Below are 14,249 nucleotides of genomic sequence, written 5' to 3' on the forward strand. Positions count from 1 at the left end.
TCATGTAGTTTATGCTTTATAATGTGAACGTAACTTCCAAAATATCAGTTATATCCGTGTAACATTCGATTGAAACTCAGTATATTCCAAGTATTCCGATTTGTCAAAGGGAATTATTTCTTTTCCATATTTTGTTGATATAACTATAAGAGGCTGTTAACGTTTCACAGACCATATCGACGCCCTGACGCATTTCCTGCACATGCTGATTCAGATCCTCCAATTTCACTTTACCTTGCAAGGTCTGGTGTAACTGCCACAGGTCATCGTGCATTTCTGAGTTCATGTAGTGAATTTCCATATTACGTCGTTTGCGCAGCTTGCTCATCGGTTCACGATAAGAGTCCTTGATCTGTATTAATTGCAACGCAAGATCATGATGCTCCCTTGCATAGTCGAACTGCCTTAACACCGTAAAATAAGAAAAATGCGCTTTGGTATTTGAAGTATTCAACTGGAATATTTCATTTAATACCGTGCCCACTTTATCCAGAATGGCAAAGCAGCGGATAAAGCCATCTTTGTAGAAATACACATACCGGGCATACTCGGCTTTTTCAGTCGGCGTCATATCATCCGTTGAACCTGCAACGACCTTTTTGCGAAAATGAGCAGCAGCGAAACAGCTTTGCTCCAGTTCATCCAGTGAGGAGATGAGTCCCTGAGTCCACACATACAGTTTCCGATAGTCATGCGTGGGATCATGGTCCACATGCATTTGTCGTTGAAATAGCTCAAGCGTATGCGCCATTGCGTCCATCGCTGCCTTCAATTTACCTTCGTTTATACGTGGCTTTTCCCCCAACAACGTTCGCAGCATATCTAACCTCCTCTTTTCCAAATCAACAAGAATTCATCACCGTGAACGAAACATCATTCATTCCGTGTAATTGCTGCTTGCCATAGGTTGCCCTGATCCCTCTGACATCAAACAAAGTCCACCTGTCCAATGATGTACATCACTGGATGGTGGACTTTCATATTTAAAAACGATTAGCCGGGCGATGTAGCTTGTACACCAGGAAACTCATATACGTTAAGACTCCGAACAATATGGCGATATCCAGCATATGAGCAAGAGCTACGAACATGTATACTTCCGGACGGTTCATTGTCACCATCATGAAAATACCAATGACTACTTGCATCAGAATAAGAACAACGGATACCACACCCAGAGTACGCATTTCCTTGTTGTCCGGATGATTACGGTAAGCGAAATGACCCAGGATTGCGATAACAATCACGAGCGACGCAGCTGCTGCACGGTGAGCAAAAGCAACCGCTACCCCACCCGAAAGCTCAGGAATAATCTGCCCGTTACAGAGCGGAAATCCAGAACATCCGCCGGCAGAATCCGTGTGACTCACAAATGCACCTGTGTATACCACGAGATATGTGTAAATGGTGGAGAACCAGACCAGATTCCTGAATTTTTTGCTAACCCGAGGGTATTTATTCAGGCGCTCCAATCCGCCATCTTTGGCCTCCTGCCTTATGCCCAGCGCCATCATTAGAGAACTGGCAAAAGCAATCAGTGCAAAACCAAAATGCAGTGCCATGACTGCTGAAGATTGGGAGAAGACAACGGCAAAAGCCCCCATGATTCCCTGGACGATAACAAATACCAGAGTTAAGAAAGAAAACAATTGCAGGTCACGGCGTGACTTGCCAAACCGCAGAAAAGCAACAAACGAGGCAATGGACAACAGTCCAGCCAGTGCACTTACAGCGCGATGGGAATATTCAATGAGTGAAGCCACAGTATGTGCGGGAACGAGTTTTCCGTTACATAAAGGCCATTCTGTTCCGCAGCCAAGGCCCGATTCCGTTTTGGTTACGATGCCTCCACCAAAAGTGGCCAGAAACATGACAAGACAGGTTAATACGGTTAACCATTTAAACAAAGTTAAGTGTTTCAATTTTTTCTCACCCGCTGTTGGTTTAAGATGGCGAAGAATTATTCTCCGCTTGTTTCGGTACTTTGACACTTATTTCACAACTAAATTCATTATACCGGATAAAATGTTCATTGACGTCGCGCTTTGTGACAAAATGTTAACGTCTGGTGAAATAATGACCCACAGGTCATTGAGGATATGTACAGAAACGTTTCTTACATAGAACGTGTCGAACACACAAACGCCATTTCCCTATTTCAAGAGAAATGGCGTTCTTTTTATTATACCCTTTTACAACATGAACCTGTCATACTTTTATATAAGTTCAATGAAACATTTACACAATAACGGAGAGGACAGAAATAGCCTGAAGAAGCGGAGCTAAAAGCTTTCTGAAAGAAAGCTGCATCGGAAGCATATGCTTCGCCTTTATCCCCGGATTTCTCCCCTTTATAAAAGGGATCAAAGAAATCTGGGGATAACAGCGATCGGAAGGTTATTCTGTCATCGGAGTGCCTGTGTAAAAGTTGAGCTTGTATAACATTATTTATGAATCGTGTTGTACACCTCAACTGCTCGATCTAAGAACTGCTCAATCTCTTCTCTCGACTTGCGTAGCTTGTTCACATACCGTACGAGTTCGCGGCCATCTGTATACGCCACAAAGCTCGGAATGCCAAGAATATTCTGTTCTTCACTAACCGTCCCAACCTGATCCACGTCGACCTCAATCAAGGTCAGTTCACGTGCATATTTCTCTTCAACCTCAGGCATAAACGGATCGATGTATTTGCAGTCACCACACCAGTCTGCCTTGAATACGGCAATCGTCAAACGTGGGGATTGGATGGCTACATCAAAAGCCGGTTTGGAAGTAATCTGTTCCATTCGGTTCATCTCCCTTTCTGTACCTTGTCTTACCCTAAGTGAAGCAAATTGGCGAGTGGAAGTCAAATAATCAGCGCATACTTAGAATAAACCACATGGTCTGTGAAATTAAACCCAGAACATCATGAAAGGATGTCACATCATGACTTCCACCAGAACCGATTCTTCCAGCGAACAACATCACGGGTCCCTCCTGCAGATGGTCCTTTCCATTCCGGGTGCTGCCCGGGAAATCTGGCGTGGCAAACAGGCTGCATGGCAAGCTTCTGCACAGCTTCGTCACCCTTTGCGTGACATCGAGTGGGATACAGATACGGCAGCTGCCTTACAGTCTGAGGTGGAGCGTTTGTTACCTGCCAGCAACAAATCTTTTGCACGCACGGACCAGGTTCAAAGCGCACTCGTCTGCGAAGAAGATTGCATCATTCTGGAAGAGATTAAGACACTGACTCAGGAGCACAATCGGAGTAATATCACTCGCACGGCAGCCTATCTGGAATGTTATGAGCAATATCCCGAACTGCATTGGGCACTACTGGCCCATATGGTCTCTCGCAACGGCGGATATCACATGACAGATCTTCAGAGTGACTTAATGCATAATCTACAGAATCAAAGCGATCGCGAGCATATGTATCGGCTGCTGGAGCGGTGCAATGCACTCATTTTCCAGGATGCATATCCACAGCTTCTACTGTATATGAACAGTCGCCGGATCGGACGTAGCTGTTTCCATCTCTTGTCGCACTTTCACGTATCGGCGTTTATGACGCCGTTTTGGGAACGCTTTTGGCTGGAACGATGCAGTTCACTGCTAAGTGTGGCATTAATTATTAATGAGCAGAACTATATCGAGAGCCGGGTGGTGCAGCATCCTTATTTTCAAAAAGAAGTACTTTCCAAACCCGCATTCCATCTGCATAATCTGGCCGGTCTGAATCATATCGTCTTTCCTCTTGGACAGGGAGCAGGACTCGCAGGACGCGTCATTGAACATTTTGGCAAACTGGATGAGCGAATCATGTTTGGCAAAGGGCTATATGCCCTGTTGTTTGGCGTGGAGCAAGTACACACACAAGTGTTGGAGTTCGCACGCTTGGTTCCCCATCGTGGCTCGCGCGCTGAATATTGGCCTGGGCTGTTTACCAATCGTGAAGACGAGGCAGGGGAACATACACTTTATGCTCAGGAGCTAATGGATGAAGAATGGCTTCCAGAAGGGCAACGATTATATAGTCCGGAACTGCTCTCCGTATGGGTGGACACGCCTTATGAACCGATCACCAGACAGGACTGGCTTCAGACTCGGGATTGTCTCGGTTATCTGACGGCACCGCGTCGACCATGGCTGTTTGAGATGAGTCACGAACACCGGTATGGCATGCTGAAAACAGCACTGGCTCATGATGCTAAAGCCATCACACACTAATGCTAAAGGACACATAGAGTCGGCAAAGACGGATGATGTGATACCCGATGTACCGCTAATCCTCACTTGCGGGGCTAATGTCGAGTTCAGTCGCTTAGCATTCCCTAACTATACAAAAAGCCCTGTCCGCTTAACAGCAGACAGAGCTTGTATCCTATTTTCACAAAATATTGGAGCATGAATGATGCTCCTTGCATGTTTAACCTCTTTGCCCAGCTCCACGTTGAAGACGCATAAGTGGACGAAGAATTTTTTGCAGAATACGGGGGTAACTGCCCAGCTCGTCCTTGCGCAGTACACGCAGCACAACCATGAGAACCAGATACACCACCACAACAAGCAAACCAACCACAAGGCAGGTAAGCAAGAAGGATACACGCGCTGGCAGGAACAGTCCAAAGATCGTATTGCCAATCCAGTTCGTTGCAAATCCTACACCTGCTGCAAGCAACACTGTAATGATAAATCCTTTCCAACGATCTCCCATGATGGAGAAATCAACGATTTTGCGAAGGACCCGCAGATTCAGGTACGTGATGACCAAGAAGCAGAGGGCCGTTGCAATAATGATGCCGTAAATGCCGAAGATCGGCGCCAGAATCAGACTTGCGATCAGTTTGATCACAACACCTGCTGCGACACTGATCATCGTAATCCGCGGTTTCCCTACCCCTAGTAAAATAGAGTTGGTGGTCATCATCGTAATCTGGAAAATGGTACCGAATGTTAACAAGGCAATGATCGGCGTTCCATCCAGATTGGTAAACAGCAATCCGTTGACCGAATACGCTGCCGCACAAAGTGCAATGACAATCGGCATACCTGTCAGAATCGAAATGCGCAACGCAAGTGTAACCTGACTCTTTAGATGCGCTTCATCCTTGCGGGCAAATGCTGCCGATATGACAGGCACCAACGATTGACTCAAAGCGATAGCCAGAATCGGAGGAATACCCGCAATACTTTGGGCTTTCGCACCCAGGATCGCAAGTACACCTGTCGCTTCTTCGAGTCCGATCTGGCCACTTAGCAGTGGTACCACAAGGGATGAATCGATGAAGTTAATGGCTGGAACCGCAAGTGAAGACAGCACAATTGGAATAGACAGCTTAAAGATATCACTGTAGATACCTCGCATCGGCAACTGCTCTGCACGCTCGTAATTCAATTGGGCCGCACGGTCGCTACGACGCAGCTTCAAGGTGAAGTACAGCATGACACCGAAGGCACCCACACTTCCTAATACCCCACCAAATGAAGCACCTGCAGCAATCGTCTGGTCATCATAATTCCATTGCAGCATGACATAAGCCACGATAATGGCTGTACCTACACGGGCGAACTGTTCAACAATCTGTGAAATACCACCCGCTGTCATGTTGCCGCGTCCTTGGAAATATCCACGCATCATCGCAATAGCCGGGAAAAGTAGTAACGCTGGAGCCAAGGCGCGAATGGCGCTGACCGACTCCGGTACTTTGGACACATACGTAGCATAATAAGGTGCCGCGAACCACAACAAAGCAGACATGACTACCCCGGCCACAGCGGCAAAGATCAGGGCTGCACGGTAGATCTGTTGGGCTTCACTCGCTCGTCCGAGCGCATAACGTTCCGATACCATTTTACTAAGTGTACTCGGTATGCCCGCCGTTGCTACAGTTAACAGCATTAAATATACCGTATTGGAGATGGTAAACGATGCGTTACCGATATCGCCGAGGATATGCTCCAGCGGCACCCGTTGAACCAATCCGAGTACTCTTGCGATCAGTGCAGCGGCCGCCAGAATGAGCGTACCCCTAATGAATGTTTCTTTCTTAGACAAACGAATTCCCCTTCTTTCCTCCACACCGGACGTGCATCCCGTTGAAGCTAATCCTGAACGTTTAGGCGAATCTTACCACCCAGATAATAAAGAGAACAATCATGACGATTTGCAAAATAATTTTCATCACAGTACTCGTAAATAGCCCCACGACGGAACCAAATCCAACTTTCGACGCTTTGGAAGGTGAAGACCCTCCGATCAGTTCCCCGATAAAAGCACCGATAAATGGTCCCAGCACCAATCCGAATGCCGGAATGACAAATGGGCCAATGATAACACCAATGGTACTCAGCGTTGTTGATAACTTGGAGCCACCGAACTTCTTCACGCCCCATGCACTGACGACATAATCAGCCACAAACAACACAACAACAATCAGAATCTGAATGATCCAGAACCACACACCAAACGGATCAAAGCTGAAGAACCAGCCGTAGACCAGAAACGCGAAGAAAATCGCTACAGCACCAGGCAGTATGGGATATACCGTTCCAGCCATCCCCACTGCAAACAGCAGCACAATTAAAATCCAGGCAACGGTTGCGAGCAAAGGTTACTCCCCCTTCAAAATATGTTCACGGATCACTTCGACGATGCCGTCTTCATTGTTACTCGCTACGATCAGATCAGCCGCTTCCTTCACCTGCTCCTGCGCATTACCCATCGCTACACCAAGACCCACGGCCTCAATGACAGCCAGATCATTCAAACTGTCTCCGACAGCAACAACTTCGGACATCTCGATGCCCAGCAGCTTGCAGACTTCAGCTACACCACTGGCTTTGGATACGCCGGCAGGGTTGATCTCAATATTAACGGGTGAGGAGTTGGTCATTTGCAGACCGCCCATTTGTTGCAGTTCCATCATGATCTGGTGACGCACTTCATCCACTTCCGTATTGAAGCCGAATTTCAACCATTCCAGACCTTCAATGTTGTCCGTCCAGCGGTCCCGATTGAACAGTTCTTCCACGGAGTATGCCCAGTACCAGCTATTATATTTTTCACCGATTTCCTGCATTCTGCGAATCAATGCCGGGTCCATCAGATGACGCATATGCAGGTCATGCGGGGCTTTCCAGACCTCACTACCATTAACAGTAACCATCGGTGTCTCCAGCCCAAGCTGGACCGCATAAGGCATGGCGTGGAATACCGCTCTTCCCGTAGAAAGGCACACATGTACACCCCGACGAATGGCAATTTGAATCCACTTGGCGGTCTCCTGTGTAATTTCATGATTATCGTTAAGTAATGTTCCATCCATATCCAATGCAAGCAATTTGTATTTCAGTTCACTCATACAGTATTTCCTCCTAGGTTGTCTCTCTCCAAGTTGAACTCATGGATATCCATTCAGGCACTACGCGGGCAGAAAACCTTTCGAGTCATAGTATCTTTGTTTTAGAATTACCTTTTTCTTTAGTGTGTTGAGATTATACGAGGTAACCGTTACGTGTACGGATCGTCTTCCGATCGCTGTTGTCTCCAAATTTTCTAGATTCTCTCTTCTTAAAGGTTAGAAATTCGGAGACAGCGTATGCTTTCGAAGCAGCTTTCTTGCAGAAAGCTTTTAGGCGAACGCTATCGCTTCTTCAGATCGATTCCGCCCCCTTCACTACATCACCTGTGTATTTAGACCTCATAACACCTATCTTCAAGAAAGAAAATTCATAAACAAATTTCCCTTCTCTAGATCCTTTCTGCCCTCTCCGTTCCACAATGGTTCTCCAGTTCAACTTAAAGGTTCTCTTTATCTATTTTAAACATTCTTTCACAACAAGATCGCCCGGCACCCGTAACAACGGACGCTCCGGACGTCACAGCTAACGACATTTTACCACAGATCATCTGTATGCAACAAAATAACCCGTAATCGGCAAGATGACGCTACATTATCAATTTATATTGTATATCTTATATCCGGTTGCCCTTGTAAAAGTAATACGACCAGACACGCAAAAACCGCCTGCGATGCAGACGGCTTCTTAAAATTTTGTTTATTCACCTGTTATCTACTTAAACTTCCATTACCTTGCCGCGAATTTGCGACGAGCGTAACGGAATACGATGCCATGTTTCGGTGACAGCAGCAGTGCAAGAACAAACAAAATTCCAGCAACAGCTACCATGCAGCCCGCGATGGAAGCATCCAGAGCGTAAGCCATGATGTAACCTCCAACCGAAGATGCTGCTCCGATCAGAACGGCATACAGAATCATTTTGCCCAGACGATCTGTGAGCAGGTAAGCCGTTGCTGCAGGTACAATCAGCATGCCCACAACGAGAATCGAACCAACACTTTCAAATGAAGCTACGGACGTCATCGAAACGAGTCCCATGAGCAGATAGTGGAACAGCACTACTGGAATGCCGCAGGCCGCAGCCAGCGCCGGATCGAAGGCACATAACTTGAACTGTTTGTAGAACAGCCCAATAACGACGAGGATGACTAGCAAAGTGATACCCAGCATCCAGACCGCCCTCGGCCCGACATCCGTACCTCCAAGGGTTAGCGTATCCCACTGAACATAAGCGATCTCACCGAACAAAACACAATCCAGATCCAGATCAATATGCTGGGCGTTCAGACTAATCAGAATGACACCTACTGCGAAGAGTGCTGTGAACACAATTCCGATCGAGGCATCAGACGACAGTCCACCCGCCTGCAAACTCTGTATGAAGAACACCGTCAGTAGTCCAAACACCGTTGCACCAAGTAGCATCCACAATGAATCTCTGGAACCACTCCACAGGAAAGCAATCGCAATACCGGGGAGAACTGCATGGCTGATCGCATCACCGACCAGAGCCATTCGCCGCAGAATCAGAAAACAACCGAGGATGGCGCAGGCGGAAGAAACCAATACGGCCGTTAAGATAATCCAAAACGTTGCCATTACATCTCCCCCCGTTCCTGCTGATTTCGCTGTGTGGCGAGAGTCTGGAGTGTAGCCCGCTCTTCACGCATATACGCCGATTTTGCCTGAATACTACGCAAACGTCGAGCTAATAATCCACGACGCGGAGCCAGCAAGGCTGACCCGGCAAACAACACCGTAGCCGCAAGAACGGTTACAGGTCCTGTCGGCAGATTAGGTACAAGCGTACTGAAGATCGTGCCTGTTGCACCACTCAATGCACCAAATATGCCTGCCAATACCACCATCAGTGCAAGTGAGTCGGTCCAGCACCGTGCCGCTGCTGCTGGAGTTACCAGCAAGGCTGCAACAAGCACCACACCAACGGCCTGAATTCCTGCAACCACCGCGATCACTGTCAAGAGCAGAATGAGCTGCTCTAACATGGCAACTGGCAGACCCATACCACGTGCAAATCCCGGGTCAAAACTCACCAGTTTGAATTCCTTGAACCAGGCAAGACAGGCAATCAGTAATACTAAACATACGCCACCCATGACATACACATCCGTCATGACCATGGATGCCGCCTGCCCAAACAAATATTTATCGAGTCCGCTTTGACTTCCGCTCGCCCCATGCTGGATGCGCGTCAGCATCACTACACCAACCCCGAAAAAGACGGTCAGCACAATTCCCATCGCCGCATCCTGCTTGATCCGGGAGTAGCGTGTAATCCACGAGATTCCGAAGGTAGCGACAATGCCAGCCACCAGAGCACCGAACAGAAACAAGCCTACGGACTTCGTTTCCGTCAACATAAATGCAATACAGATCCCAGGCAGAGCAGCATGAGCAAGGGTGTCCCCCATCAGGCTCTGTTTACGAAGAAAGGTGAAGGAGCCAATAATCCCGCTACTGAATCCTAACAACAGACAGCCAAGCAATATCCAACGTGTATTGGGGTCAGATAAGATGGCAACGATCCAGTTCCACATGCACTACACCTGGCCTTTCTCCGTCCGGCTTCCGATCATCGCAATCCGGCCTCCGTACGTCTCTTGCAGTGTATCCGGTACAAATACTTCACTTGTCGGTCCACCTGCCACCAGTCGTCCATTGAGTAGCAGCACATGGTCGAAGTATTCCTCGACTGTCGCCAGATCATGGTGAACGACCAGTACCGTCTTGCCTTGTTTCTTCAACTGTTCCAAAAGCGAAATGATCGCTTTCTCTGTGGTGGCATCCACACCTGCAAACGGCTCATCCATGAAATACAGATCTGCGTCTTGCACGAGTGCCCGCGCCAGAAAGACACGTTGCTGCTGTCCACCGGACAGCTGACTGATCTGGCGGTACATGTAATCACCCATGCCGACTTGCTCCAGGCAGTGTGCCGCCAGGTCTCGCTCCTTTTTCCCCGGACGACGGAACCAGCCTAGATGACCATACCGTCCCATCATCACTACATCGAGTGCATGCGTTGGAAAATCCCAGTCCACCGATTCCCGTTGGGGCACATAACCGATGCGGCGACGTTGTTCCCTGTACGATTGTCCGAAGATCCGTACCTCTCCATGCATCTTCGGTACTAGTCCCAGAACGGCTTTGATCAGGGTCGATTTCCCTGCACCATTCGGTCCGAGTATTCCGATGAGTTGTCCTTCAGGGATGTCGAAGGATACGCTGCTAAGCACCGGCTTTTTGTGATACGCAACAGCCAGATCCCTCACACTAAGAGGAGCCGATGTTGGCTGCGTTCCCTGCAAGTGACTGTTGTTCAGTTTCGTAGGAGTTTGTTCCAATAAAGTTGTATCTTCCATAATCCTGTAACTCCTCTCTTCATGTGATTCATTATTTCAGGGCTTCTACAATCGTCTCAACATTATGGCGAATCATACCGATGTATGTGCCTTCTTCCGTTCCCTCAGCCCCCATGGCATCCGAGAACAGTTCTCCACCAATGCTGACTGTATGTCCTTTTTGAGCTGCTCCGGCAATGATGGCTTCCATCGCTTTTGCGGGTACACTCGATTCAACAAATACTGCTTTGATATGGTTATCTACGAGATAATCCCGCAGTTCGCTAACATCTTTTGCTCCGTATTCGGCTGCAGTACTGATGCCCTGAAGCCCCATCACTTTCATGCCATAAGCCTGACCGAAATATCCAAATGCATCATGCGCCGTAACCAATACCCGGCTTGCTTCCGGAATCTCCAGAATCTTCTCACGCACCTCTGCATCCAGTGCTTCGAGCTTCGCCAGATACGCCTCTGCCTGAGCCTTGTACTCTTCTGCATGGTCCGGGTCCGCCTCCACGAGCGTATCGCGTACGGCTTCTGCCGCATGCATCCAGTGGCTGACGTTAAACCAGACGTGTGGATCATATTCGGTGCCGCCTGTATCTTTGCCTGAGTGTAACTCCTCGACTGGAATAGTCTCTGTAACAGCAGTAACCAGCTTGCTTGAGGACATTTTCTCCAAAATGTCTGTCATTTTTCCTTCAAGATGCAGTCCATTATAGAAAATGACTTTTGCTTGTTCCAGCTTGCGAATATCACCTTGGGATGCCTTGTACAAGTGGGGATCAACGCCCGGGCCCATTAGCCCGGTAACATCAACATATGCCCCGCCTACCTCACGTGCTACGTCAGCGATCATTCCTGTTGTAGCGGTTACTTGTAGCTTGCCATCACTGCTTGTCTCTGCATCACTGGAGCATGCCGTAAGTACAACAATCAGAACCAGAGCGGCTAGCGTAATGAACCCCCTCTGAATACTCCTCATTTTCACCATTAACAATTCAACCGTCCCCTTTCCCTCTCCTAAAATACTTGTCTACATCTAATTTTGTTGTACAAGGTATTAAGTTTTAATCAAGACTAATAATGTTTCCCTTGTGCAAATTTTATCCGAAGCCAAAAAAAAAGGCAAGGGATTATTTCCCCTGCCTGTCCAAATTCATATATTGTTCACTTCATTAACCTGTTAGATATGATGGTAAAAGGGCTACATCTGCCGCGTTTCTTTTGCATTACTCTTTGTCTTTCCCTTCGTCTTTCTTACCTTTCGGCGTTCCATCGAGACCATACACTTCATCATATGCATCGAAAATTTTTCGTGCTATTGGTGAAGCACTGACTGACCCGAATCCACCTTCTGGTACAACAACAGCTACAGCAAGCTTCGGATTATCTCGTGGTGCAAAGGCAATAAACACACCATTCTCTTTTTTGTTCGGTCCGGTCCCCTGCTCTGATGTTCCTGTTTTCCGTGCATAATCGTATGGGAAACCGTCAAATGAACTTACTTTGGTAACCATTCCTTTGTGCACTTCATTCCAGTGCGCCTCGGCAAAATCAACTTCATTAAGCACCTTAGGTTTGATCTCTTTCACCACATTGCCGTCCGCGTCACGGATTTCCTTCACCAGATGTGGTTCCATCCGTTTGCCCTTATTAGCAAGCATGGTCGTGTATTGGGCGAGTTGCATGGTGGTGTACTTGGCTTGTTGTCCAAAGGAGGCAAATGCCAAACGTGTTAGAGCTGATTCGTCTTCATTAGTATATTCTAGCCTACCTAGAAATTCATTAGGCAGATCTACACCAGTGGACACACCCAAGCCAAATTCCTGCATGTGTTTATGCCAGACATCGATACCTTTCTCTGAGCCATATTTACTTAACAAACGTTTCCCCACCATATCAATCATGAAGGCATTGGAGGATTTCTCAATCGCTCTTCTCGCCGTAATAGAACCATTATACGCAGAATGCGAGTTCTTCACTTGTCGGCCATCTTTCCCCAAAACCGCATATCCCTGATCATGATAGGTCTGTCCTGCTGTAAATAATCCCTCTTTCAATCCAATTAGGACACTTAACGGCTTGATTACTGATCCAAGAAGTATAACGGATTCCGCCCGACTAGGCTTGGCATCATTCGGTGGGAACGACTCGGTGGTTCCGTTCCGGAATACATATTTGATTTTGTCATAATCCCAATCGTTCGGATCATAATCCGGCATACTCGCCATAGCCACCACATTCCCCGTATCCACTTCCATGGCTACTGCGTATCCTGTAATTGCCTTGGGAAGTCTGCGCAATTCGTCCGTTATCGCCTCTTGTGCAGCCATCTGAATTTCCTTGTTAATGGTGGAAACCAGACTGTAGCCTTTCTCCGGTGGTGTTTGTAACATCGTCCCATCTGGGAGATTACGTGCGTCAATATCAATGGACTGATATCCACTTCGTCCACGGAGTTCTTCCTGGTATTGAAGCTCCAGCCCATCGAAGCCAACCTTCTCTTCTTCATGGTAAACAAGACCAGGATCACGCTGGGTACTTGCCCCCTCACGGATGGCCTTATATTTGGCAATGGAATCTGGTGCTCGCTTGAACTCTCTTGTGTAACCCACAACCTGAACGGCTACACCATCCGGGTCATATTTTCTTATGTTTTCTTCCAGCACCATAACGCCCGGATATTCCGCTTTTTTCTCCATGAAAAAGGCAATTTCTTTGGTCGATAGATCCGACTTCACAAGCCTCGGCACATACCCAAACGTTTTCTGGTAATCCAGATCCAATCGTTTGATGATCTCTTCCCCGTTCGGCTGCTCTTTATCCCCTGGATTAAACTGCTTAAACACAGCCGCCAGATCATGAGCCAGTTCCTCCGCTTCCTGCCTGCGTTCATCGTTCCGATAATCCTCATATAACAGCACATAGAGGGACTGTACAGGTTCAGAATAAGCCAGGGCGACTTCCCCTGTCGCATCATAGATGGGACCACGAACAGGTGCGAGTGGAATGTCTTTGGTATTACGACTCGTTTCCATATACGTCAGTTCAGGACCCTCCACAAATTGCACAAAGGCTAATCTGAAAATAAGGATACTGAATATGACAAATGCCGCGAAAAAAAACAGATTCAGCCTTGCGGTGGAAGGCTTGTTGACGGGTGTATCTTCCTCAGTCATGGGTTTCTTCCTCAATCGGTTAAACATGTTTTAAGCCTCTCCCGTTCCTCTATAAAAATAAAATATTTAATCCGTCTTGTGAACGCGTTCAATCCGATATTTAATCCTTTCTCAACCAAGTCTACCAAAGGTTAGCTGTCACGTCTTTCAATATTTAGTTACATTTTCGTAAACAGAACTTTTACACTACCCCATCTACCAATTTCAATGTAAACACTGACATATCAACGTTGTCCCGCTCTCCAGATAGCGTTTACCCTTCCCTTATATAAACGTGGTACAGCTCATATGGTTACATATTAATGCAACTAATTAGTTCACTCTTACGATCCATTCTCCACGTAAAAAC

Annotated in this window: 12 protein-coding genes; 1 reads left to right on the top strand and 11 read right to left on the bottom strand. The window is 47.3% G+C overall.

Annotated elements, in window-relative coordinates; genetic code table 11:
• Window positions 1-103 precede the first annotated feature (103 nt).
• The 3 genes from V6668_RS24825 to V6668_RS24835 all read right to left on the bottom strand — a co-directional run bounded on the left by V6668_RS24825 (window position 104) and on the right by V6668_RS24835 (window position 2,789).
• Complete coding sequence (locus tag V6668_RS24825) at window positions 104-820, bottom strand: Cthe_2314 family HEPN domain-containing protein (RefSeq protein ID WP_017692405.1); 717 nt, start codon at window positions 818-820, stop codon at window positions 104-106.
• 163 nt (window positions 821-983) lie between these two features.
• Entirely contained in the window at window positions 984-1,922 is a 939-nt protein-coding gene (locus tag V6668_RS24830; RefSeq protein WP_036605745.1) for a COX15/CtaA family protein, read from the bottom strand.
• A gap of 522 nt (window positions 1,923-2,444) precedes the next feature.
• Window positions 2,445-2,789 carry a thioredoxin family protein gene (locus V6668_RS24835; RefSeq protein ID WP_017692403.1) on the bottom strand — a complete coding sequence of 115 codons (345 nt, stop codon included), beginning with the start codon at window positions 2,787-2,789 and terminating at the stop codon, window positions 2,445-2,447.
• Between the two features lie 142 nt (window positions 2,790-2,931).
• On the opposite strand from V6668_RS24835, the gene V6668_RS24840 reads away from it, so the two are divergent.
• Complete coding sequence (locus V6668_RS24840) at window positions 2,932-4,218, top strand: DUF2515 family protein (RefSeq protein ID WP_338706992.1); 1,287 nt, start codon at window positions 2,932-2,934, stop codon at window positions 4,216-4,218.
• A gap of 199 nt (window positions 4,219-4,417) precedes the next feature.
• Here the strand turns inward: V6668_RS24840 and V6668_RS24845 are convergent, their stop codons facing one another.
• The 8 genes from V6668_RS24845 to V6668_RS24880 all read right to left on the bottom strand — a co-directional run bounded on the left by V6668_RS24845 (window position 4,418) and on the right by V6668_RS24880 (window position 13,900).
• Window positions 4,418-6,046 (bottom strand): putative polysaccharide biosynthesis protein, encoded by a 1,629-nt coding sequence (locus tag V6668_RS24845; RefSeq protein WP_076328978.1) that lies wholly within the window; start codon window positions 6,044-6,046, stop codon window positions 4,418-4,420.
• Between the two features lie 61 nt (window positions 6,047-6,107).
• Window positions 6,108-6,548 carry a DUF456 domain-containing protein gene (locus V6668_RS24850; RefSeq protein WP_047841365.1) on the bottom strand — a complete coding sequence of 147 codons (441 nt, stop codon included), beginning with the start codon at window positions 6,546-6,548 and terminating at the stop codon, window positions 6,108-6,110.
• A gap of 54 nt (window positions 6,549-6,602) precedes the next feature.
• Window positions 6,603-7,352 carry a Cof-type HAD-IIB family hydrolase gene (locus tag V6668_RS24855; protein WP_036605740.1) on the bottom strand — a complete coding sequence of 250 codons (750 nt, stop codon included), beginning with the start codon at window positions 7,350-7,352 and terminating at the stop codon, window positions 6,603-6,605.
• A gap of 727 nt (window positions 7,353-8,079) precedes the next feature.
• Window positions 8,080-8,952: a metal ABC transporter permease gene (locus tag V6668_RS24860; RefSeq protein ID WP_047841304.1), complete on the bottom strand. Its 873-nt coding sequence runs from the start codon at window positions 8,950-8,952 to the stop codon at window positions 8,080-8,082.
• Entirely contained in the window at window positions 8,952-9,911 is a 960-nt protein-coding gene (locus tag V6668_RS24865; RefSeq protein ID WP_017692397.1) for a metal ABC transporter permease, read from the bottom strand. The genes V6668_RS24860 and V6668_RS24865 overlap by 1 nt, the downstream gene beginning before the upstream one ends.
• Before the next feature lie 3 nt (window positions 9,912-9,914).
• On the bottom strand, window positions 9,915-10,736 hold the full coding sequence (locus V6668_RS24870) for a metal ABC transporter ATP-binding protein (RefSeq protein ID WP_244898219.1): 822 nt from the start codon (window positions 10,734-10,736) through the stop codon (window positions 9,915-9,917).
• Window positions 10,737-10,767: 31 nt separating this feature from the next.
• Window positions 10,768-11,712 carry a metal ABC transporter solute-binding protein, Zn/Mn family gene (locus tag V6668_RS24875; RefSeq protein ID WP_051446911.1) on the bottom strand — a complete coding sequence of 315 codons (945 nt, stop codon included), beginning with the start codon at window positions 11,710-11,712 and terminating at the stop codon, window positions 10,768-10,770.
• Window positions 11,713-11,950: 238 nt separating this feature from the next.
• Window positions 11,951-13,900 (bottom strand): penicillin-binding protein 2, encoded by a 1,950-nt coding sequence (locus V6668_RS24880; RefSeq protein ID WP_338706993.1) that lies wholly within the window; start codon window positions 13,898-13,900, stop codon window positions 11,951-11,953.
• Between the last annotated feature and the right edge of the window lie 349 nt (window positions 13,901-14,249).

Source organism: Paenibacillus amylolyticus, assembly GCF_036894225.1.
GTDB lineage: Bacteria > Bacillota > Bacilli > Paenibacillales > Paenibacillaceae > Paenibacillus > Paenibacillus amylolyticus.

Coding starts and splice junctions, on each gene's coding strand:
- V6668_RS24825 (WP_017692405.1), bottom strand. CDS start 820: ATGCTGCGAACGTTGTTGGGGGAAAAGCCACGTATAAACGAAGGTAAA.
- V6668_RS24875 (WP_051446911.1), bottom strand. CDS start 11,712: ATGGTGAAAATGAGGAGTATTCAGAGGGGGTTCATTACGCTAGCCGCT.
- V6668_RS24855 (WP_036605740.1), bottom strand. CDS start 7,352: ATGAGTGAACTGAAATACAAATTGCTTGCATTGGATATGGATGGAACA.
- V6668_RS24850 (WP_047841365.1), bottom strand. CDS start 6,548: ATGGCTGGAACGGTATATCCCATACTGCCTGGTGCTGTAGCGATTTTC.
- V6668_RS24870 (WP_244898219.1), bottom strand. CDS start 10,736: ATGGAAGATACAACTTTATTGGAACAAACTCCTACGAAACTGAACAAC.
- V6668_RS24880 (WP_338706993.1), bottom strand. CDS start 13,900: ATGACTGAGGAAGATACACCCGTCAACAAGCCTTCCACCGCAAGGCTG.
- V6668_RS24865 (WP_017692397.1), bottom strand. CDS start 9,911: ATGTGGAACTGGATCGTTGCCATCTTATCTGACCCCAATACACGTTGG.
- V6668_RS24840 (WP_338706992.1), top strand. CDS start 2,932: ATGACTTCCACCAGAACCGATTCTTCCAGCGAACAACATCACGGGTCC.
- V6668_RS24860 (WP_047841304.1), bottom strand. CDS start 8,952: ATGGCAACGTTTTGGATTATCTTAACGGCCGTATTGGTTTCTTCCGCC.
- V6668_RS24835 (WP_017692403.1), bottom strand. CDS start 2,789: ATGGAACAGATTACTTCCAAACCGGCTTTTGATGTAGCCATCCAATCC.